18 protein-coding genes are annotated in these 21,235 nt (G+C 37.5%); 9 read left to right on the forward strand and 9 right to left on the reverse strand.

The window, feature by feature from the left end:
* Positions 1–76 precede the first annotated feature (76 nt).
* Together BM143_RS23165 and BM143_RS23170 are read right to left on the reverse strand one after the other, a co-directional pair.
* Positions 77–949, reverse strand: coding sequence for a DUF4846 domain-containing protein (locus BM143_RS23165; protein WP_090027676.1), 873 nt, complete (start codon positions 947–949; stop codon positions 77–79).
* A 370-nt stretch (positions 950–1,319) separates the two neighbouring features.
* Entirely contained in the window at positions 1,320–1,661 is a 342-nt protein-coding gene (locus BM143_RS23170; protein ID WP_090027677.1) for a winged helix-turn-helix transcriptional regulator, read from the reverse strand.
* 96 nt (positions 1,662–1,757) lie between these two features.
* Between BM143_RS23170 and BM143_RS23175 the strand changes: the two genes are divergently transcribed.
* Positions 1,758–2,558 carry a DNA alkylation repair protein gene (locus BM143_RS23175; RefSeq protein WP_090027679.1) on the forward strand — a complete coding sequence of 267 codons (801 nt, stop codon included), beginning with the start codon at positions 1,758–1,760 and terminating at the stop codon, positions 2,556–2,558.
* A 640-nt stretch (positions 2,559–3,198) separates the two neighbouring features.
* Here BM143_RS23175 and BM143_RS23180 read toward each other — a convergent pair.
* Together BM143_RS23180 and BM143_RS23185 are read right to left on the reverse strand one after the other, a co-directional pair.
* Positions 3,199–3,957, reverse strand: a complete 759-nt coding sequence (locus BM143_RS23180) for a TIGR03915 family putative DNA repair protein (protein WP_090027680.1) — start codon at positions 3,955–3,957, stop codon at positions 3,199–3,201.
* Positions 3,958–4,109: 152 nt separating this feature from the next.
* Entirely contained in the window at positions 4,110–5,369 is a 1,260-nt protein-coding gene (locus BM143_RS23185; protein ID WP_090027682.1) for a putative DNA modification/repair radical SAM protein, read from the reverse strand.
* A gap of 143 nt (positions 5,370–5,512) precedes the next feature.
* Between BM143_RS23185 and BM143_RS23190 the strand changes: the two genes are divergently transcribed.
* The 6 genes from BM143_RS23190 (at position 5,513) to sucC (ending at position 11,928) form a co-directional block, all read left to right on the forward strand.
* The gene (locus tag BM143_RS23190; RefSeq protein WP_090027684.1) at positions 5,513–6,841 is read left to right on the forward strand and encodes a hydroxymethylglutaryl-CoA reductase, degradative; all 1,329 of its coding nucleotides are present in this window, start codon (positions 5,513–5,515) and stop codon (positions 6,839–6,841) included.
* Between the two features lie 166 nt (positions 6,842–7,007).
* Positions 7,008–8,090, forward strand: coding sequence for a hypothetical protein (locus tag BM143_RS23195; protein ID WP_090027685.1), 1,083 nt, complete (start codon positions 7,008–7,010; stop codon positions 8,088–8,090).
* Position 8,091: 1 nt separating this feature from the next.
* Positions 8,092–8,478 carry a DUF423 domain-containing protein gene (locus BM143_RS23200; RefSeq protein ID WP_090027687.1) on the forward strand — a complete coding sequence of 129 codons (387 nt, stop codon included), beginning with the start codon at positions 8,092–8,094 and terminating at the stop codon, positions 8,476–8,478.
* 69 nt (positions 8,479–8,547) lie between these two features.
* Positions 8,548–9,231, forward strand: a complete 684-nt coding sequence (locus BM143_RS23205; protein WP_139222104.1) for a hypothetical protein — start codon at positions 8,548–8,550, stop codon at positions 9,229–9,231.
* A 97-nt stretch (positions 9,232–9,328) separates the two neighbouring features.
* Complete coding sequence (locus tag BM143_RS23210; protein WP_090027691.1) at positions 9,329–10,606, forward strand: chloride channel protein; 1,278 nt, start codon at positions 9,329–9,331, stop codon at positions 10,604–10,606.
* A 131-nt stretch (positions 10,607–10,737) separates the two neighbouring features.
* Complete coding sequence (gene sucC, locus BM143_RS23215; RefSeq protein WP_034723629.1) at positions 10,738–11,928, forward strand: ADP-forming succinate--CoA ligase subunit beta; 1,191 nt, start codon at positions 10,738–10,740, stop codon at positions 11,926–11,928.
* A 464-nt stretch (positions 11,929–12,392) separates the two neighbouring features.
* On the opposite strand, the gene BM143_RS23220 is transcribed toward sucC, so the two are convergent.
* Complete coding sequence (locus BM143_RS23220; protein WP_090027692.1) at positions 12,393–13,277, reverse strand: mechanosensitive ion channel family protein; 885 nt, start codon at positions 13,275–13,277, stop codon at positions 12,393–12,395.
* 94 nt (positions 13,278–13,371) lie between these two features.
* Here BM143_RS23220 and BM143_RS23225 point away from each other — a divergent pair, with 94 nt between their 5' ends.
* Positions 13,372–14,007 (forward strand): peroxiredoxin, encoded by a 636-nt coding sequence (locus BM143_RS23225; protein WP_090027694.1) that lies wholly within the window; start codon positions 13,372–13,374, stop codon positions 14,005–14,007.
* Positions 14,008–14,114: 107 nt separating this feature from the next.
* On the opposite strand, the gene BM143_RS23230 is transcribed toward BM143_RS23225, so the two are convergent.
* The 3 genes from BM143_RS23230 to BM143_RS23240 all read right to left on the reverse strand — a co-directional run bounded on the left by BM143_RS23230 (position 14,115) and on the right by BM143_RS23240 (position 17,754).
* A complete protein-coding gene (locus BM143_RS23230) occupies positions 14,115–14,708 on the reverse strand; it encodes a hypothetical protein (protein ID WP_090027696.1) in 594 nt (197 codons plus the stop codon).
* A 161-nt stretch (positions 14,709–14,869) separates the two neighbouring features.
* On the reverse strand, positions 14,870–15,385 hold the full coding sequence (locus BM143_RS23235; RefSeq protein WP_090027698.1) for a hypothetical protein: 516 nt from the start codon (positions 15,383–15,385) through the stop codon (positions 14,870–14,872).
* A gap of 86 nt (positions 15,386–15,471) precedes the next feature.
* Complete coding sequence (locus BM143_RS23240; protein ID WP_090027700.1) at positions 15,472–17,754, reverse strand: TonB-dependent siderophore receptor; 2,283 nt, start codon at positions 17,752–17,754, stop codon at positions 15,472–15,474.
* A 188-nt stretch (positions 17,755–17,942) separates the two neighbouring features.
* On the opposite strand from BM143_RS23240, the gene BM143_RS23245 reads away from it, so the two are divergent.
* A complete protein-coding gene (locus BM143_RS23245; protein WP_090027701.1) occupies positions 17,943–18,998 on the forward strand; it encodes a Gfo/Idh/MocA family oxidoreductase in 1,056 nt (351 codons plus the stop codon).
* Between the two features lie 93 nt (positions 18,999–19,091).
* Here BM143_RS23245 and BM143_RS23250 read toward each other — a convergent pair whose 3' ends face one another.
* Positions 19,092–20,984 (reverse strand): ABC-F family ATP-binding cassette domain-containing protein, encoded by a 1,893-nt coding sequence (locus BM143_RS23250; RefSeq protein WP_090027702.1) that lies wholly within the window; start codon positions 20,982–20,984, stop codon positions 19,092–19,094.
* Between the last annotated feature and the right edge of the window lie 251 nt (positions 20,985–21,235).

The raw sequence follows: 21,235 nt of genomic DNA on the forward strand, positions 1-21,235 counted from the left end.
AAAATTTCGAACACAAATTTACAAAAACAAGTTCAGATAATGGCAGTAAGTTGAGAAGAGTTTTGAATATAAATAATTAAAAGCTTCTAAAATTTGTAGGTTTAAAAAAATACCTCGCCGTTTTCGTTTCTGTAGCATTTACATCAAGACTGTACCATGGTGAAATATTTTTCTCAAAAGGATTGGAAAGTGTATGAATAGATTGCGCCGGAGTGAATCCCTGACTTAATAAAAATAACTTGTTCCCTTCCTTATTCTGACATACTCCGGAAATAAAAACAATGTGTCCCGGACTTCCCGGGGTGATCAGGATATCACCGGTTTTCAGATCTGAAGTTGTAGCAACAGGTTTTGTTTCCTTATTTAAAGATATGGTTCCTGCATAATTGAAAATCAGATCCAGATATTTTCTGAAATTGGGATAGGAATCATCAAAGCCTGCTGTTTTTCTAAAACTGACATTATTCCCACTGACAAAGGCGCGGATACCATTTTTATAGTCATTCCAGGAAACCAAATCGCCGCTTGTAAAATGAAATTTGATCTCGTCAAACTTTTTGGCTTTGTATAAATATTCAGCTCTGAGACGGATGGCGGCATCAGCACACTGCTGTAGATCCTTATTTCCCGTGTCAATATCAAAGACGGCTTCATGAAGATCCTGGGTTTCGATGGGAGTTCCATCAAATCTCAAAATCTGGCTGCCATAAGGTTTTAGCTTAAAATTTTCAAGGAAATATCCGAAAGAATCAGGTTGTTCTTCAATCCAGGTATAGCCTTTGGGAGGAGAAAATCTCTCTTTGATGGTATTTTTATCTTTATGAATGGAAACGGAGTTTTCCGGAGCCAAAACCTCCGTAATATTGGTTTTATTGCCGGATATGGCTTTGTCATTGCTGCATGCTGCTGTCATGAGTGCAACAGTCAGAATAGAAATAGTTTTTTTCATGTGCTTTTTCTTCAATTACAAATATCATGGATTTTTGAACATGAAGTGATTTTTTTTAAACACAGATTGCACGAATTTGTAAAGGTGCCTGTGTTTTATTTAGTATTAATTTTTTTAACCACGGATTGCACAGATTTACACAGATGTTTGAGGATATTTTTATGGTATTATAAAAATCGTTGATTTTTTACAAACTTAAGTGAACTTTTTGCAGTAAGATTTTAAGCTTTAAATAAACTTAAGTGTTTCAAAAAGCTTTTGAGACTTTTGTGGTTGGTATCTTTCCTACAGAATAAACGGATTGCACAGATTTACACGGATGCTTGCGTTTTATCTGCGTTATCTGTTTAATCTGCGCGAGTGAAAAATATTAAACATTCTCATTTTCAGGGATTAAAAGTTTCCCCCAGTCGTTTAGCTGCCAAAGGATTTCTACCAGTTTTCCGCCAAGTTCTGTTAGGGTATATTCAACACGGGGAGGTAATTCATTAAACGACTGTTTAACCAAAATCCCATCTTCCACCATCTCATTCAGCTGCTGGTTCAAAACTCTGCGGTCTACCTTAGCAATTCCCCGGAGAAATTCACTCGGACGTTTTTTCCCTTCATTGATCTGCCACACAATCGGAATTTTCCATTTTCCACTGATGGTATTAACGGCAATTTCCAATGGACAGATTTTATTTTCTTCAGCTTTCTCCTTTGTTTTCATAAAATTGACTTTTTTATCCCTATGGGTGAAAAATATGCGCTGTTGCCCATCTTGATTCACTTTCGGACTTTTGTAAAGTTAATCATTAATAGAATCATGACCGAAAAACGAAAAGGCGCCCGCTCCATAAAAGATATCCCGAAAGATATCCTCGAACAGCTGAACCGGGGTGATATCGAAACGGCAAACCTTACAGAATGGCTGGCGGTAGATCAAAGGCTGTTGCTGGAAAATTTACTTCAGCAGAATCACCGTACAGAATATTTGAAACCTATTGTAGAAAATGTAGATCAGCTGAAAAAACAAACCGTTAACACCATTAATGAAACCATCGGAATGGGTTTGCTTAATCTGGCTTCTAAAAATAATGACGATGATTTTCTTCTCAAACTTTTAGCCCATCAGGCAGATCTCGTGCGCTGCTGGGCTGCCTATACTGTTGGACGAAACAATAATTTAAAACTTAGAGAAAAATTAGATAGGATTCAGTCATTTGCTTCTGATCCTCATTTTGGAGTTAGGGAAATCTGCTGGATGGCGGTGCGTCCGGATATTTCCGAAAATCTTGATGAAAGCTTATCTGTTTTATCCGAATGGACGAGGCATGACAATGAGAATGTAAGACGTTTTGCCAGCGAATCTACAAGGCCCAGAGGAGTTTGGTGCGAGCATATCATTGCTTTAAAACAAAATCCCGGACTTGGACTGAAAATTCTCGAACCTTTACGGTCAGATCCTTCAAGATATGTGCAGGATAGTGTGGGTAACTGGCTGAATGATGCCAGCAAATCACAACCTGAGTTTGTCATAGAAATCTGCGATGAATGGCTTCGGGAAAGTCCGACAAAAGAGACGCAGTATATCGTAAAAAAAGCTCTGCGAACCCTTAAAAAGTAAGACTTATCCACAAAGGAAGAATGGTGATGTAAGTTTTTATTACCTATATCACAGATTTTCACATTTTTAAATGATTTTCTCAAACCCTTTATTCCCGTTGACCAGGGAATAATTTGCATAATTTGACAGGAAAGATACGATTGAAAAAGCTTCAATATTAACTGTATGTTAACTGGAAAAAGTTATCCACAATATTAGTTTTTGATTAATGGGGATTATATACATCACGAAATGAATGATTTAAATAATGGAGATCAAAAAGGGACTTGAAATCAGGTCTTTTTTCGCCATAATAAAAAGTTATCCACAATATGGAATTATCGATTCAAATTTTAGAGCTCATTTCCAGAGACCGCCTATATAATCCGAAATCGGTATGAAAAAATTTAGATGATAAACTTGAAGCTACCTTTAAACGCTATGATCGCAAAATATTTTTAAGTAAGCCTGAAAAAAATGTTCGCAAAGGCGTTTTACTAAGCAGAAACCGCAACCTGCCTTTGCTGAGTGGAACGCCCTTGCGACCGAAAAAATAAAAGAATCAATAAGCTAGCGCACATTGCGTTAAATTATATGTGACCAGCATATTTACATGCAATTTTATCCCGAACTCACATTGTTTAAATTTTTAAGGATCTGTTTACCATTTTTCGGTCAGATATTTCCAGTATCTTTTTGGAACATGCTGAACATGCAGTTTTAAATTCTTTCGTTCAACAATATTGGTTTTGGTAAAGTATCGCTGCCAGAGGGTTTGGTAGTTTTGTTCTTCGTCGTGAAACTTCTGCTGGTATTGGTGAAGGTCTAATTTTTCTTCCGGATAAAAGAATTCGCAGTTTTCCAGATCGTACAGAATGCCATAATGTCGCCTCAAATCATAGATCATCCATTTCTGGTCCTGGTAACGGTCTTTAAAATGTTTCCGGATCAGCGGAAGAACATCAAAATCAGGATCTATTTTCGCAAAGAAAACACCGTCCTGCATTTTTTCAAAACGTACAAAAGCGGTCATTCTGTGCCTTTCGCGGTCTACAGATTTACAGATCTTTGATACGGTAAGCATGTCGTTATCGGCATAATTCTGAAGGATATTTTCTTCAGGATGTTTAATAGATTGTCTGACTGCGGATAAAATAAGATGCTCCAGTTCCGGATCTTCTGACAGGAAAACTTTCAGCAGCTGATGAACGCCGGATCTCCCAATATTCTGCTCCAGTTTTTTGAACACCCTTTCAGATTTATCATTTTGCGTAATGGTTTCATGAATTTCTGCAAAAATATTTTCCTTATGAAATCTTTCCTTATTTACGATCTCCACATCTTTATACCGGTATTCGAAAACTTCAAATACTGCAGTTAAAAGGCCGTCGAAACTTCCGTCGTAGAGGAGTGTAGTCATTGGTTGATGTGATGATTTGGTGATGTGTTGATGTGTTGATGTGTTGATGAGGTAACAGTTAAGGTGATGACTTCCTGTTCCTATATATAAATCTCTTAATTCCTCAATCTCTGAATCTTTAAATTTTTAAATTCTTCAATCTTTAAATCAATCTAAAACAAACTCAGCTGCTGTGAAAACTGATTATGAAACTTAGAAGAACTTCCGCCCACGAGCAGTTGCCTTAAATTTTTATCGGTTAAATATTTTAAATAAGCATTCCCTGCATTAAAATCGATGAAATATTTGGCGCGGTTGACGGCTGCTCCCAATTTTTTCAGATGATCCATATTTAAAGCCTGAAAACGGCGTGCCTGAACAATCTTCTGTGCCGTTTTTACTCCGATGCCGGGAATTCTTAAAATCATCTGATAATCGGCAGTCTGAAGATTAACCGGAAACTGATGAAGGTGTCTCAAAGCCCAGCTAAGCTTAGGATCGACTTCCAGATCTAAGAAAGGCATATGAGGATCGAGGATTTCTTCCGCTTTGAATCCGTAGAATCGCATTAGCCAATCCGACTGATACAAACGGTTTTCCCGAAGCATAGGAACTTCCGTAGTCAAAGAAGGGAGTCTTTTATCTTCCAACACTGGAACATAGCCTGAATAATAGACTCTTTTCAGATTGAAATTTTTATAAAAATGATCGGCCACTTTGATAATCTGTAAATCATTTTCATTAGTAGCTCCCACGATCATTTGCGTAGATTGGCCTGCAGGTGCGAACTTCGGAACTTTTCTGAAAATTTTCTTTTCATCTTTATACTGAGTGATGCCTTTCTGGATATAACGCATCGGGTTGATCATATCCTGACGGTTCTTTTCAGGAGCAAGTAATTTCAATCCGCTTTCCGTAGGGATTTCAAGATTCACAGAGAGTCGGTCTGCATACAAAGCAGCCTCCTGCATCAGTTCATCACTGGCTCCGGGAATCGATTTTAAATGGATATAGCCGTTGAAATTTTCTTCAGTCCGTAATTTTTTCGCGACTCTTACCAGACGTTCCATCGTTGTATCTGCATTTTTAAAAATACCGGAACTCAGAAACAAACCTTCAATATAATTTCTGCGGTAAAAATTAATCGTCAGATCTACGACTTCTTCTACAGTAAACCCAGCTCTTTTAATATCATTGGAACTTCTGGATACACAGTAAGCACAATCATAGATGCAATGGTTGGTCAGGAGAATTTTGAGCAGGGACACACATCGTCCGTCTTCCGTATAGGTATGACAAATACCGCTCGCGGAACTATCTCCTAAAGCGCCTTTTTTATTCTTTCTCGTTCCTCCGCTGGATGAGCAGGAAACATCGTATTTCGCTGCATCGGCAAGGATTTCGAGCTTTTCTTTCAGGCGTTCAAAGTTCATATTTTTAACTGGATGTTACAATTTGTATCTAAAGTTTGTTCAAAAGTAGTTCCAAAATGTATAATTACCAATATTTTTCTATAGAAGTTATCAACAATGGAGACTTTCAAAATTACTATCTTTACACTTATTAAATTTATGCTATGAATCATAAACCGGTAGAAGGTTTCTCTAAATTGACCAAGCAGGGGAAAATCGATTGGCTTGTCGGCGAATACCTTGAAGGAAACGAAGAATATCAAAATATATTAAAACAATACTGGAACGAAAATGCTGAACTTCAGAAGCTTCACGAAGAGTTTTCTGAAAATACCATTTCCAATTTCTATATGCCTTACGGAATTGCTCCGAATTTCTTAATTGACGGAAAATTATTCGCTCTTCCAATGGCTGTTGAAGAAAGTTCAGTGGTAGCCGCTGCTTCCAAAGCTGCCAAATTCTGGATTGATAAAGGAGGTTTTAAAACGACCATTATCAACAATGAAAAGCTGGGCCATACTCACTTTATATTCAATGTAGAATCGCATAAACTTCTGCATTTCTTTAATTTCAATTTAAAGAAAAAACTTCTTGAAGCTACAGAAGACATTACCGCCAATATGAGAAAACGCGGGGGTGGAATTTTAGATATTAAATTAGTGGATAAAACTGCTGAAATGCCGAATTACTATCAGCTTAAAGCAAGCTTTGATACGGTAGATTCCATGGGCGCGAATTTTATCAATTCATGTCTTGAGCAATTCGGAAAAACGATGAAGCAGGAGATTGCCACGAGTGAAGATTTCACACAGGAAGAGAAAAGTTCACTTCAGATCGTGATGAATATTCTTTCCAACTTTACACCGGACTGTATTGTAAGAGCTGAGGTTTCATGTAAGATTGAAGACTTAAAAGATGACAGCGGAATTTCCAATGAAGAATTCGCGAGAAAATTTAAACAGGCCGTTACCATTGCTGAAATTGAACCTTTCCGTGCTACAACTCACAACAAAGGGGTGATGAATGGAGTAGACGCTGTAGTGATTGCCACAGGAAATGATTTCAGAGCAACAGAAGCCTGTGCTCATGCCTATGCTGCGAGAGACGGACAATACAGATCTCTGACACACTGTACCATCGATAACGGAATTTTCAGATTCTGGATCGACCTTCCGATTTCTGTAGGAGTAGTGGGAGGACTTACGAACCTCCATCCACTGGTGAAATTCTCACTGGCATTGCTTGGAAAACCTTCTGCACAGGGACTGATGAGTATTCTTGCGGTTTCAGGTCTTGCGCAAAACTTCGGAGCCATCCGCTCTCTGGTAACCACAGGAATCCAAAAAGGGCATATGAAAATGCACTTGCTGAATATTTTAAATCAAATGGGCGCTACAGAGGCAGAAAAACAACATTTTGTAACGTATTTTAAAGATAAAACGGTAAGCCATCATGAGGTTATTCATGAGTTTAACAGATTAAGAGCTCAATAATGCTGCAGATCATCTTACCCATTATATTCATCATCTTCGGGATCTTTTTAAAGAAAACGACATCGCCGGGCTTTAGAAATTCTAAAAAGCTTTCCAATGTCTTTATTATATTGGGGATTTCAACATTGGTGGCGAAACTTATTTTAATCTACATAAAATCGAAATAGTGAAACGCAACATTGTCTTCTTCCTTTTGATTTCAGGTTTAAGTTTTTCACAACAAAAAAATGTGAAGATTAATGACCTGAAGCCTGCCTCTGAAAATCATTATTTTCCGGTAATTTCGTACAGCGGAAAGCCTTTACTTGAGAATAAGATCAATACTTTTCTGCAGGTAAGTGAACTGGAATACGTTCCGAATTCCGTTGGAAATCCTTTTAAGCGGGCTTCTACTGCTACCAATTCTTACTCCAATTATGTAGATTATTACAGTTGGGAAAAAATGGAATCTCCTGAAAATATTCTGAGTATTACGATGGAAGGTGAAGCTTCGGGAGCATATCCGGAGAATTTTTTTATCGCTAAGAATTTTGACCTGAGAACAGGAAATTATATCAATGTTGAGGATTTGTTCCCGCCGGATGCTGCCAAAACCATTAAAAATTTGATCCAGAAAGAAATAAAGAAACAGATTGCTGATTTTCTTGTCGTGTTAAAAGCAGAGAAAAATCAGTCAGATGAGGTTCTGACGCAGATTGGCCTTTATGAAAACTGCTATACTGATTATGGTTTAGACGGTATGGAATATTATTTCGCAAAAGATAAGATGAAGTTTATTGCACCAAGATGTGCCAACCATGCTATGAGAGCATTGGATGAACTGGATAGTCATGTGATTGAATTTTCCTATAAATTCCTGGAGAAATATTGGAGTCCCTATGCTAAAAACTTAGTATCAGGCTCCTCACAGGCAGATCATACAAGTTTCAGAAACAAACTGTACAAAGGGACAATTGGTGGAAAATATCCGGTTACGGTTCTTATTAAGCGTTTGTATGATGAGCAGGGTGGCGGTGCCAGCTTTAACGCTTCGTACTGGTATGATAAAAATAAAAAACTGATCGAGTGGAACGGCAAGATGAAAGGGAATCATATCTCTATCACAGAAAGTGAATTCTACAGTGAAGAAGCCAGACAATGGATGGTGACGGGATTTGTGGAAGCTGATATCACGGGGAACAAGATCACCGGAACCTGGCAGGATAACAAAACAAAAAAATATTTAAATCTAGAATTAGAAGAATTATAAAATGAAAACAATTACTTTAATTTTCGGGGCTGCGTATGGAATGCTGTCGGTTATTCTCGGAGCTTTCGGAGCACACGCTTTAAAAAAAATATTATCTGTGGAAAGACTGGAAAGTTTTGAAACGGGAGTGAGATACCAGATGTATGCTGCCTTCTTTTTATTGATTGTAGGATACATCTTAAAATTTGATACTTCATCACAAAAATGGATTTCTATTTTAATGATGGCAGGAACGATTCTGTTCTCTTTCAGCATTTATTTCCTGAGCTTACAGGACTATCTGGGCGCCAACTTGAAATTTTTAGGACCTATTACGCCGCTGGGAGGTCTTTTTATGATTTTAAGCTGGGGAATGCTGATCTGGTATTTCGCCAAGACAAAAATATAATCATTGCAGTTCAGTCTGCAGAAAGAAAATATACTCACTTTACGGAGTGGCTCACCGAAAAATTTAAAAATGAATACCCGCTTTACAAGTTTTCTCATAACGTTCCTTTTCTTTTTTCTAAGTGTTCAGAAGATGGAAGCACAGGAGAAGAAAAAATTACTGAATGGTAGTATTTTAACGGAAGTGAAAATTATTCAAAAGCGTTTTTCGGATAGTATCAGTCATTATGATTACAAAAAGAATTCTGTTGTATACAGTGAAAAATACAGAGCTTTTTACATTGAAAAAATACAGGATCTGAAAAACCTGTACCAGAGTATCTATGACAAGGATGTAATTATCGGGAAGTTTGATACCGGTATTTCATTTAAAGCAACGGGCGAGGTTCCAACAAACAGCGTATCGCCCGGAGAAGCTCCTCCTCAAAATGAAACAAAAACTAAAATTGTTGATATTGCTCAGATCGAAAATTATCAGCAGCTTACAGACTTAAAAAAACGTTTGACTGCTGATTTTCCCGTTTCTTTGATAGAAGACAGCAGTGAAGGTGTGTACCAATGTAAATTGAATTTCATCATTGATGTAGATGGAAAATTCAAGAAAGTAAAATACAGCGGGTCATCCGGCACAGAATTCAATATCATCAGTGCATTATTCCTATACGCCATCGGATCTTTGGAAGAACCGTTGATGTATAACAAAAAGCCAATCATCCAACAGTTTTCCCAACCAATCATAGTAAGATTTGAATAGTTATAACATGTACTTTAAGAAGTTATTGTGTATATGTACACATTCAAAAACAATAAAAACAAATGATGAGATTCCTTTACTATTTAAAATAAATTAAATGAAAATCAATAGAAGGAGACGTTTAATAAAAACATTCAATCTTCTGGATCAGCCTATAAGATTCAATCCGTTTGTATTCAGCAGAACTTTTTTCATGTGGGCTCTTACCGGTCTTGTTGGGGGAGCGATTGCCGGTGGTTACTGGATCGTACTGGAACATTTTACAGAGTTTTTAGTACAGTTTCAGGGATGGATGGTGATTCCTACCATGGCCATTTGTGGTTTGATGGCGGGACTTGTGATTCACTTTATAGGAGATCCCGGAGAAATTCATTTAATCGTTAATAATATCAGATTTAATAAGGGAAAGCTGGATCCTAAAAACAATCCTTCCATGATTCTGTCGTCCCTGTTTTGTGTGGCTTCGGGCGGAAGTCTCGGTCCGGAAGCTCCTTTGGTTCAGGTCACCGGATCTACGGGAACCTGGCTGGGGAAAATCTTCAGATTGAAAGGAGAGGAGTTACGTTCTCTGAGCATCGCCGGAATGGCTTCAGGCTTTACGGCTCTGTTTGGGGCACCGCTGGGAGGAAGTCTTTTCTCACTTGAAATTCTGCATCATAAACATGCGGTAGAATATTACAGGGCAATCATTCCTGCTTTGGTGGCGAGCTGTTTCAGTTATGTGATGTTTGCTTTGATTATTCATTTGGGGATAGGCGCAACGTGGGACCTGAAGGCTTATCATTATTCCGGAGTCTATGATTTCATCTATGCCTTTCTATTTGGAGTAGTGGCCACTATTTTCGGATGGATCTTTATTTTTGTGGTTAAATTTTTCAAAAAGATTTTCGAATACAGACAATTTCCTATTTACATTAAAACCCTAGTAGGAGGAATTATTTTAGGTGTTATTGCTTATAATTTCCCGATTACAAGATACTTCGGTCACCATGAAATCAATGAACTGATCAATGGGAATTTTGCACTGAACTTTTTAATTGTGGTCCTTATTTTTAAAATCATTGCGATTGCTGTGACCGTAACTTCAGGATGGAGAGGCGGTTTCATTATCCCGTTATTCTTTGTAGGAACTACTTTAGGATTGATCATTCATCAGCTGTTTCCCACTGTTGATACCACTTTAGCAATTGTAAGCTGTATGGCTGCCATTAATGCCTGCGTGACCCGAACGCCAATGAGTACAACGATTATTCTGGGAACCTTAACCGGGTTTACGTATTTCGTTCCGATACTTTTTGCAAGCTTAACGGGCTATTTTCTGGCTCCTAAGATTCCGTTCATCGGTTCGCAGTCTGAGAAATTGTCCGAAGAATAAAGCAAATTTGGAGGATATGTTAAAAATCAAGTTTCCTGTGCCTTAATTTTTAAGTCAATAAACTTGAACTTCCATGTCTTTTTAGTAAATTTGTCAACCTTTAAATTTTAAAATAAAATAATAAAAATAATATGAATCTTCACGAGTATCAATCAAAAGAGATTTTATCAAAGTACGGAGTTGCTATCCAACGTGGTTTCGTAGCGAACAATGTAGAAGAAGCTGTAGCAGCTGCTGAAAAATTGACTGCTGAAACCGGAGCTCAGGCTTGGGTAGTAAAAGCGCAAATTCACGCAGGTGGACGTGGTAAAGGTGGCGGTGTAAAGTTCTCTCCAAACATGGATAAACTTAAAGAAAACGCTCAGAACATCATCGGAATGCAGTTGGTAACTCCACAAACTTCTGCTGAAGGTAAAAAAGTACACTCTGTTTTGGTTGCAGAAGATGTTTATTATCCTGGAGAATCTGAAACTAAAGAATTTTATGTTTCTATTCTTTTAGACAGAGCTGAAGGTAAAAACACCATCGTATATTCTACTGAAGGTGGTATGGATATCGAGCATGTAGCTGAGGTAACTCCTCATTTGATCCACAAAGAAATCATTGATCCGGCTTTAGGTCTTCAGGGATTCCAGGCTAGAAAAATTGCTTTCAACCTTGGTCTTGAAGGAAATGCTTTCAAAGAATTCACAAAATTCATTGCATCTCTTTACAATGCTTACACAGGAATTGATGCTTCTCTTTTCGAAATCAACCCGGTTTTGAAAACTTCTGACAATAAAATTATCGCTGTAGATGCTAAAGTAACTTTAGATGGTAACGCATTGTTCCGTCACAAAGATCTTGAAGCTTTAAGAGATACAAGAGAAGAAGATCCAATGGATGTAGAAGCTGGTGAAGCTGGTCTTAACTTCGTAAAGCTAGACGGTAACGTTGCATGTATGGTAAACGGTGCTGGTCTTGCAATGGCAACGATGGATATCATCAAATTATCTGGTGGTAGCCCAGCGAACTTCCTTGACGTAGGAGGTACTGCAGATGCTCAGAGAGTTCAGACTGCTTTCGGAATCATCCTTAGAGATCCTAACGTAAAAGCAATCCTTATCAACATCTTCGGAGGTATCGTAAGATGTGACAGAGTAGCTCAGGGAGTTGTAGACGCTTACAGAGCAATGGGTAGCCTTCCGGTTCCATTGATCGTAAGATTACAGGGAACTAACGCTGTAGAAGCTAAAAAATTAATTGACGAGTCAGGTCTTCCTGTACATTCTGCAATTACTTTGGAAGAAGCTGCAAACAAAGTAAAAGAAGTTTTAGCTTAAGCTGAACTTTTAAATAAATAGAGAAACCGTTCCATTTTTTGGAGCGGTTTTTTTTAAACCACAAAAGTCACAAAAGTTTTTTATACACTTTAGTTTTAAAAGTTTTACCATCCTGAAAACAACAAGATCACATAAGCAGAAAATCAAAAATTTTCACAAGAACTTAAGTGTACTTTCTATGCTCAATCCATTTAACTTTGAAATAACTTAAGTCCAAAAGTTTTTAATGTTAAACACTTTAGAACACTTTAGTTTTAAAAGTTTTACCATCTTGAAAACAACAAGATTACATAAGCAGAAAATCTTTGATTTTCTTAAAAACTTAAGTGGACTTCTATCCGCAATCCATTTAACTTTAAAATAACTTAAGTGTTTAAAAAACTTTTGTGACTTTTGTGGTTGAATTTAATGGTTACCAAATAATTTGAGGTATAAAAAAACCGCTTAAAAAAAGCGGCTGATTCTTATTTATCCTGATGTTCGGAAGGAAGAGGTTCCCCATTTGTGATGCTGATACTCGTAGGTGTTACCAGTTGAATGTTATCGGCATCCAGACGCTGCTTGATCTTCAGATAAGCCTCACTTTTCAGCTGAACCATGTTGGCGCCTACCTTCATCCAGAATTTGGCCTGGAGGTTAAAATTGCCCTGTTTGAGGTCTGTGAAAATAACTTCTGAAGTATCCAGCCTGTCTACACTGTCAAGATTTTTGATGACATCCAGCATTCCTTTCTGCGCCTTGGTAATATCCTCATCTGCAGGAATTTCAAAATTTAAAATAATTCTGCGCTGCGGGGATGCTGTAATATTGTAAAACGGAGCATTAAAAATAACCTGGTTCGGGATGTATGCTTTCTTTCCGTCATCCGTGATAAGCTTGGTCGTTAAAAATCCAATTTCCTGAACTGTTCCTGAATGATTCCCGATGGTAATATAATCTCCTACTTTAAATGCCTTATCAATCCCAATCAGCATTCCTGAAAAAATACTCGATACCAGATCTTTTAAAGCCACCCCGGCAATAACCCCGGCTACTCCTAAACTTCCGATAAACTTCCAGAGAAAACCACTAAAGCCCATAATTTCAAGGGCAATAAAACTCCCCATCATCATGATCAAGAACCTGAAAACGCCTATTAGAGTAACCAGAGACCCTTCTTTCTTGCTTTTCGGGAAGAATTTGTGGAATAATTTTACCGCTCCTATGCTTAAGTACTTACTCGTAATAAGAAAAAATGAGAATACTAAAATTCCGACGATAAGTTTCGGTGTAAGCTCGGCAAACTTCATGTACCAGCTTTCCAAAACCCTGTAAACAACATCTATATAGCTGTGTTCAATGTTCTGCATGAATAAAATTTTGATTAAAGATATAAATAATTAACAAAAATTTTGCCAGTTCCAAAAAGTCTACTAAATTTGTAGACTAATAAAGCAGAATATTATGTCAATCAAACTAGGAGATACAGCACCGGACTTTCAGGCAGAGACTTCTTCAGGGGATATTAAATTTCACGAATTTTTAGGGAATTCCTGGGGAATCCTGTTCTCGCATCCTGCAGATTATACACCGGTATGCACTACGGAACTTGGATATACTTCAAAGCTTAAGTCTGAATTCGATAAGAGAGGAACCAAAGTGATTGCCCTGAGTGTAGATGGAGTAGATGATCATCAAAACTGGATCAAGGATATCAACGAGACTCAGAATACGGATGTACAGTTTCCTATAATTGCAGACAAGGACAGAAAGATTTCAGAGCTTTATGATTTTATTCACCCGAATGCTTCAGTTACTGCTACTGTGCGTTCTTTATTGATCATTGATCCGGATAAAAAAGTAAGACTCATCATTACTTACCCGGCTTCTACAGGAAGGAATTTTAATGAAATTCTGAGAGTGCTTGATTCTCTTCAGTTGGTTGATTCACATAAGGTAGCGACGCCTGTCAACTGGGAAAACGGCGAAGACGTTATTGTTCCGCCAGCTATTTCTACAGAGGATGCCAGAAAAATATTTCCGAAAGGCGTGACAGAAATAAAGCCGTATCTGAGATATACGCCCCAACCCAATACATGATTTATTTGATTTTTTATAGTTTAGTTTTAATTTGTACGAAAATCGCCCCGAAAAATATTTCGGGGCGATTTCAATTTTTTTATTCGGTAAATTAAATTAAAAAATGATTAATTTCTTACATCATTCGCTACTTCCTTAGCTTTTGAAGTAGGTAAGTAAATACTGAATCCTATGTTAAAGCTAATTTTAGATGTTAGCCCTTCATTTCCAAAACCAGTTACACCGTTATATTTTACTAAACCTTCAACACCGATGTTTGGTGTAATGAAATAAGAATAACCCGGACCCGCACCAAAGTCAAGACCTGTTGTTGAAATTCCGTTTTCTACTGAAGTTCCTCCGATACCTACGTTACCTTCAAGGAACCAACGCCCGTGGTTAAGTAAGTTATCTACTCCTTTTTCACCTGGTGATAAGAAATAACGTCCTAAAGCTCCAACAGCATAGTTAAACTGAGTTGCTTCTCCTTTTCCAGGTTTTAAAAAACCTAATTTCACATAACCTCCAACTGCAACATTGTCTTTAATAAAGTACGCAGCTCTTGGCTCAACTGAGAAATCATAACCAGCTCCAGAGTTTAATCCAAAGTTACTTGTAGCTAAAGTACTTCCTACCATCCAATTACCTTGTTGAATCTGAGCATTAGCTGTTGCAGTCAAACCTGTTGCTGCCAATATTCCTGCAAAAATTAGTTTTTTCATAATTTATTATTTTAATAATTAAATGTTATCATTTGTAGATTAAAGAAAAAACAAGAAATGTGCCAAGCTTCTTAATTTTAGATAAAAACTCAGAATAAGTGTTAATTTGGGAGGAATCAAAATGTGAATTATTTGGTCATTTTTTTGTTGATACCACAAATTTATATGCACAGAAGAATCACTGAAATGATAAGGCCTGCAATTGTGAATTTGATTCCTCTTTTGAAGGCTTTTGTCTTTGGATTGAACATCCAGAAACTGGAGATCACAAAGAAAAATAAAGAGATGCCGAAAAATGTATTCAGAGGGGATAATGTTTCCTTGGACTGGGATTTATGAAGTTTCACCATCTTGTCCAGAACGAATGGAAGTTCCTTTTTAGCATATTTTGCCTTTCCGGATGCTGCGTCGTATGTTCCCTGTTTGAAGTATAAGATGTTTCCTTCTGTTTTTTCTACTTCCAGCCCTTTGATCTTGAGTTCCTTACCTAATTCTTTTTCCGAAAGATTCACAGCAACTGTTTTATCATACTTCTTTTCCTTTTTCAGGAAATCTGTATCCCTGTAAACCAACAGCACTCCGCTTACAGCGTATACAGCCATTATTCCTGCAAGAAAATACCCCAGATAGCGGTGCGTGATTCTCATGAAACTTCTTGTGTCCTTGATCTTATCCATATCGTATTGTTTTTGTTTAATTTAAAAAAGGAAACTGCAAAAATGCAATTTCCCCTTTGATTGATAAAATTATTCGTTCTATAATTCTAAAGTTTATACGTCAGTGTGAAGTAGTAATTTCTCGGAGTAATAGGGTTTACCGAATAATTTTCGTGTACGTTATAATTAACCACATCGAATAGGTTACCCACTTTCCCTTGAATAGAGAATTTTTTCCACTCGTAGCCTACAGAAACGGTTACTGTGGTGTAATCTTTTAATTCAAACATTCTGCTTACATCCTTTCTGGTGACATTGGTAGATTTTGAGTCATTCCAACCCGCTATTCTGTCACCGATATAGTAAATACCGGCTCCTACTTTTAATCCTTTTGCATATTTGGTGAATTTATAAAACACAGATGCATTGGCTGTAGTGGCTGGAGTTCTTACCAGTCTTTGTTTTTCTACGTATCCTTTTTCAGGGGTATCCAGATAAACTGAATTATTATAGGAGAAACCACCTATGATAGAAAGGTTTTCTGTAGGATTTCCTGTGATGTCTACCTCAACACCACGGCTTCTCATTTTTCCCGCAAATTCCTTAAGGTTAGTGTCAGGTGTCTGTACAGTTCCTGTGTTATCTACGTAAAAGAAGTTCTGGTAGTTGTTATTTTGTAAAATCTGATATACCGTAAGGTTAATAGCCAGAGCGTTATTCCAAAGGTTTTTCTTTGCCCCGATTTCGTACTGATCAATGGTAGTTGGGTTGATACCTTGCTTCTGAAGATTATTGACTCTGTCTCTCACCTGCGCAACCGTACCTGAAGTGTTTAAAGAGCCAACTCCATCAGACATATATCCTGCATTGGAAACAAATGAATTGGTATAAGTGGCGAATACAGATAGATTATCATTAGGCATATAAACCACCCCTAACTTTGGAGAGAATGCCTGATCAGAAGTTGAAGAGTTAGGGGCAAAGCTTTTATCCAAAGGCTTTGTTGCCGTTGCATAAGTAGTCTTTATAGAAGGCATATTTTCTACATAAGACCAACGAACACCAGCGATCACTTTAAACTGCTTGGTCAGACTTATATAATCCTGTACATAAACACCCGCTCTTCTTGTATTGATTCTCGTTAGTGAATTTTCACCACTGTCCGGCATTGCAACATTTCCCCATGTTGAAGGATCATCAAGGAACAGAACATTAACAGGAGCAATAACATTATAAGCGTAAGCATCTGCCTGGTTGTAATCAGCATCAGCACCGATTAATACTTTATGATTAATTGATCCGGTATTAAATTCTCCGTTGATATTCACCTGTGCAGAACCATATTTACTTCTGTTGTTGGTTTTATTAAAAGGTCTTGTCCATGACAGACGGGTTTCAGATACTTTTTTATCATATCCCCATTGCACACGCTCGGATGAGAAATAATCTTTTACATAGTTTTGATAAGAGGCAACCGCATTTAATGTCCAGTTGGTACTTATTTGATGATTGAAGGTCACATTCGCAGAAGCCTGTTCTACATTTTGATATTGCCAGTCGGTACCAAAAAATGTATTTCTATCCACATAATTGTTCAAAGAATAGCTCAGATCTTTATTGGTGATAGAACCAATCCCGAAATCCGGAGTGAAATTATTCTTCAGATAATCCGCTTCTACAATCAACTGAGATTTCGAACTTAAATTAAATAAGATAGAAGGATTGAAATAATATTTCTCAGATTGTACCACATCTCTGAAACTTTCGGCATATTCATAAGCACCGTTTACTCTGAATGCAATATTTTTAGATATCGGACCATAAAGATCAACAGTAGGTTTATATGAATTCCAGCTTCCTCCGTTGAGTCCTATGCTTCCTCCGAAATTAAATTTAGGCTTTTTGGTGATCATATTGATGATTCCTCCTGCAGCCGTATTTCCGTAAAGCATCGCATTAGCTCCTTTCAATACCTCAACTCTTTCCAAACCGCTTACTTCAGGAAATACTCCGCTGTTAACTCTCGTTCCGTTTTTAAAAACGTTATCGTTACCTAAAATAAAACCACGGCCTCCAAAACTGTCCTGAGAATTTCCTCTGGATGAAGTCACGTACATACCGTTGATATTCTGAATAACATCACTCAGTTGTTTTGCCTGTTGCTGCTCAATGATTTCGTGGGTTACGATTGAGATGGCCTGAGGATTTTCCATTACCGTAAGTGCTGACTTCGTAGATAATGTTCTTGCCTGGTTGGGATTTCCTGTTTTGTGAAGATTAATGTCTTCAATGGTTTGAGACCTGATGGTATCGGTTTCAAGGTTTTTCATCTGCGCACTTACAGATAAGGCGGCCAATAAAAAACCTAAAGAAGCTAGTTGTTTTTTCATTTCTTATTTTTATGTAGAACAGTTTTAAATAGCGGCAAAAATAAGAATTCGCAAAGGATTAATTTAGAATTAATAAAAATAATAAAATGATTTTTGTCATACTTTGAAGATGTGATAAAAATACCAGTTGCTGTCAAAGGCTTTTAAACTGAGGATTATTGAATATATTTGTTAAAAAATATATACATATGCAATTGGTAAAAGCAGGACTTTGTGCCTTTGGAATGAGCGGAAAAGTATTTCATGCTCCGTTTTTGAAAGAACATCCGGGATTTTTTATGGCTGCTATCGTAGAAAGAAGCAAGGAAGAATCTAAAGAAAAATATCCGGAAGCTACCATTTACCGTTCGGTAGAGGAGATGCTTCAGCATGCAGATATTGAACTTGTGATCATCAATACTCCCGTGCAGACGCATTTTGAATATGCTAAAATGGCACTTGAGGCCGGGAAAAATATTATCGTTGAAAAACCTTTTACAGTAACCGTTTCTGAAGCAGAACAGCTTGTAAGTGTGGCTGAAGAAAAAGGATTGTTTGTAAGCGTCTACCAAAACAGAAGATTTGACCGCGATTTTTTACAGGTTCATAAAATATTGAATGAAGGAAAATTAGGGGAGATCAAAGAAGCCGAGATCCGTTTCGACAGATTCCGTACAACGCCGAGCGGAAAACAGCACAAAGAAGACCCTCAGCAGACAGGTTCGGGATCACTTCACGATTTGGGAGCTCATCTTGTAGATCAGGCGGTGCAGTATTTCGGATATCCTGAAAAGCTTTTTGCAGATGTGTTTTCGATGAAAGGCGAAGAATACGCCAATGACTATTTTGAGATCTTATTATATTATAAGAATAATTTAAGAGTGAGACTAAAATCATCGGTCTTTACGAAAGAAGCACACCATGCTTATAATATTCATGGAGAAAAAGGAAGTTTCCTGCAGGAAAGAACCGATAATCAGGAAAATGAACTGGTGGCCGGATCTATACCTGTTTACGGGAATGAATGGACGAAGCCATTAGAGGGAACAGACGGAATTTTAAATTATTTGAATGAAAATTCAGAAACAGAAAGAATACTCACTTCCAGCGATCCCGGAAATTATATGGATTATTACCAACAGATCTATGAATATATTGTCTTTGGATATGCATTGCCGTCTCAGGGAAGAGAAGTGGTTCAAAATATGAAGATCATTGACGCTTCTTTGGAGAGTTCGAAAGGGGAGAAAGTGGTTTATTTATAGGAGAGTCTGAGAGTAGGAGGGTTGGAGTGTTTTAGAGTAAAAGCGTTGGGTATAAACCCTAATACACTCTTACTCTAAAACCCTCTAACTTATTTATATTTCCTGAAGCTCCAGCCATCTCATCTCATATCCCTCCAGCTTTTCAGAAATGGTTTCCAGTTCCGCAGAGAGCTTGGCTACCTTTTCGTATTCCGTTTCGTTATTGAGCTGATCCATGATCTTGGCACGTTTTTCTTCAAGTTCAGGCATTTCTTTTTCTATCGTTTCCAGTTCTCTCTGTTCCTTGAAAGACATTTTTCTTTTTGGGGTAGCAGGTTGAGAAACCTCTGGTGCTGCTACAACAATTTCTTTTACAGGTTCCGGTTTAGATACCGCATTTTTTCCCTGTGCATCCTCACGGCTTTTCGCTTCTCTGTATTCTGAGAAAGTTCCTATAAAATCTCTGATTTTTCCGTCTCCCTCAAAAGCCAGAACATGGTCGATAATTCTGTCCATGAAATACCTGTCGTGAGAAACAATAATCAAACTTCCCTGGAAATTCAGCAGGAAATTTTCCAGTACAGTCAATGTAGGAAGATCCAGGTCATTGGTAGGCTCATCAAAGATCAGGAAGTTAGGGTTCTGATACAGGATGTACATCAGGTGCAACCTTCTTTTTTCACCACCCGAAAGTTTTGAAATAGGCGAATATTGCGTCTGATCATCAAATAAGAATAATCTTAGGAACTGCGATGCAGAGATCGTTTTCCCATTAGCTAAAGGAAAGTTCTCAGAAATTTCTTTAATGAAATCAATGACTCTTTCGTCTTCTTTATACTTCAGTCCTTTTTGTGAGAAATAGCCGAACTTGATCGTTTCTCCGGTTTCAATCTCTCCGGAATCTTTGGGTTCAAGTCCCTGGATAATGTTCAGTAAAGTAGATTTTCCAGCACCATTTTTTCCTACGATTCCTACTTTCTCACCTCTCTGAAACTGATAGCTGAAATCTTTTAATAATAATTTATCACCATAGCTTTTAGAAATATCTCTAAGCTCCAGAATTTTGTTTCCAAGCCTTTTCATTTCGAAATCGAGTTCCAGAGATTCTTTTCTTGTATCGGTTTTCGCTATTTTTTCAGTTTCGTAAAAGTCATCCTGTCTGGATTTCGATTTTGTCGTTCTCGCTTTGGGCTGTCTTCTCATCCATTCCAGTTCTTTTCTGTAAAGATTATTGGCTTTGTCGATGGTAGAATTCATATTGTCCTCACGAATCATTTTGTTTTCAAGATAAGTTGCGTAAGAACCATTATGGAAATACAGGTTTTTATCCTCCATTTCCCAGATAATTCCACAAACTGCATCCAGGAAATACCTGTCGTGAGTGACCAGGATTAATGTAATTTTTGCTTTACTCAGATAGCTTTCCAGCCATTCTACCATTTCCACATCAAGGTGGTTGGTAGGCTCATCCATGATCAGAAGAGTATGACGGTGCTCCGCTCTGGTTTCAGTCAGTAATTTGGCCAAAGCCACACGTTTGATCTGCCCTCCGGAAAGAGTTCCCATTTTGGCCTCCAGATCCGTGATTTTCAGCTGGGAAAGAATTTGTTTCATATCATTCTCCAGATCCCACGCTTTGTGAATTTCCATTTCAGCCAGAGCCTTTTCAATGAAATCATAATCTGTGGAAAGCAGTGATTTATGATAATTTTTCAGAGCCTGAATGGGTGCAGAATCCAGAGTCATCATAAACTCGTCAATGGTCAGATCAGAATCAAACTCGATTTCCTGGTCGAATAAAACCACCTGGATGTCTTTATTAATAGTTACAGTTCCGCTGTCTGCAATTTCTTTCCCCATTAATATTTTAAGAAGGGTAGACTTTCCGCTTCCGTTTTTGGCAACGATGGCTATTTTGTCACCCTCATTAACGTGAAAGGAGATGTTTTCGAACAAAACTTTGATGCCATAAGATTTAGTAAGATTTTCGACAGAAACGTAATTCATTGGAATGTAATGGTTTGATATTGATTTTTTATTCAGCGGCAAAAGTACGAAAATGTAACTAGAAAAGTTTGACCTAATGAAGTGAATTAGGGGTAAGAAAATTAATATCAGGTGGCTGGAAGATGGAAGTGGGAATAAGGAGGCAGGAAGGTACCCTGTGATAAGTTTGTTTATTAGGATAACGCTCTTAAAAAAGTTAAAATATCTTTGGAATATTAATCATTGGAAAAAGCAATAGGAAAAAGATAGAA

The sequence above is a fragment of the Chryseobacterium oleae genome, from assembly GCF_900115055.1.
In the GTDB taxonomy this organism is placed as follows: Bacteria; Bacteroidota; Bacteroidia; order Flavobacteriales; family Weeksellaceae; genus Chryseobacterium; species Chryseobacterium oleae.

Bases quoted from the DNA above. Each gene is read 5' to 3' on its own strand.
- BM143_RS23225 (WP_090027694.1), top strand. From the start codon at position 13,372: ATGTCAATCAAACTAGGAGATACAGCACCGGACTTTCAGGCAGAGACT.
- BM143_RS23220 (WP_090027692.1), bottom strand. From the start codon at position 13,277: ATGCAGAACATTGAACACAGCTATATAGATGTTGTTTACAGGGTTTTG.
- BM143_RS23190 (WP_090027684.1), top strand. From the start codon at position 5,513: ATGAATCATAAACCGGTAGAAGGTTTCTCTAAATTGACCAAGCAGGGG.
- BM143_RS23200 (WP_090027687.1), top strand. From the start codon at position 8,092: ATGAAAACAATTACTTTAATTTTCGGGGCTGCGTATGGAATGCTGTCG.
- sucC (WP_034723629.1), top strand. From the start codon at position 10,738: ATGAATCTTCACGAGTATCAATCAAAAGAGATTTTATCAAAGTACGGA.
- BM143_RS23185 (WP_090027682.1), bottom strand. From the start codon at position 5,369: ATGAACTTTGAACGCCTGAAAGAAAAGCTCGAAATCCTTGCCGATGCA.
- BM143_RS23250 (WP_090027702.1), bottom strand. From the start codon at position 20,984: ATGAATTACGTTTCTGTCGAAAATCTTACTAAATCTTATGGCATCAAA.
- BM143_RS23175 (WP_090027679.1), top strand. From the start codon at position 1,758: ATGACCGAAAAACGAAAAGGCGCCCGCTCCATAAAAGATATCCCGAAA.
- BM143_RS23180 (WP_090027680.1), bottom strand. From the start codon at position 3,957: ATGACTACACTCCTCTACGACGGAAGTTTCGACGGCCTTTTAACTGCA.
- BM143_RS23230 (WP_090027696.1), bottom strand. From the start codon at position 14,708: ATGAAAAAACTAATTTTTGCAGGAATATTGGCAGCAACAGGTTTGACT.
- BM143_RS23170 (WP_090027677.1), bottom strand. From the start codon at position 1,661: ATGAAAACAAAGGAGAAAGCTGAAGAAAATAAAATCTGTCCATTGGAA.
- BM143_RS23235 (WP_090027698.1), bottom strand. From the start codon at position 15,385: ATGGATAAGATCAAGGACACAAGAAGTTTCATGAGAATCACGCACCGC.
- BM143_RS23165 (WP_090027676.1), bottom strand. From the start codon at position 949: ATGAAAAAAACTATTTCTATTCTGACTGTTGCACTCATGACAGCAGCA.
- BM143_RS23245 (WP_090027701.1), top strand. From the start codon at position 17,943: ATGCAATTGGTAAAAGCAGGACTTTGTGCCTTTGGAATGAGCGGAAAA.
- BM143_RS23210 (WP_090027691.1), top strand. From the start codon at position 9,329: ATGAAAATCAATAGAAGGAGACGTTTAATAAAAACATTCAATCTTCTG.
- BM143_RS23240 (WP_090027700.1), bottom strand. From the start codon at position 17,754: ATGAAAAAACAACTAGCTTCTTTAGGTTTTTTATTGGCCGCCTTATCT.
- BM143_RS23205 (WP_139222104.1), top strand. From the start codon at position 8,548: ATGAATACCCGCTTTACAAGTTTTCTCATAACGTTCCTTTTCTTTTTT.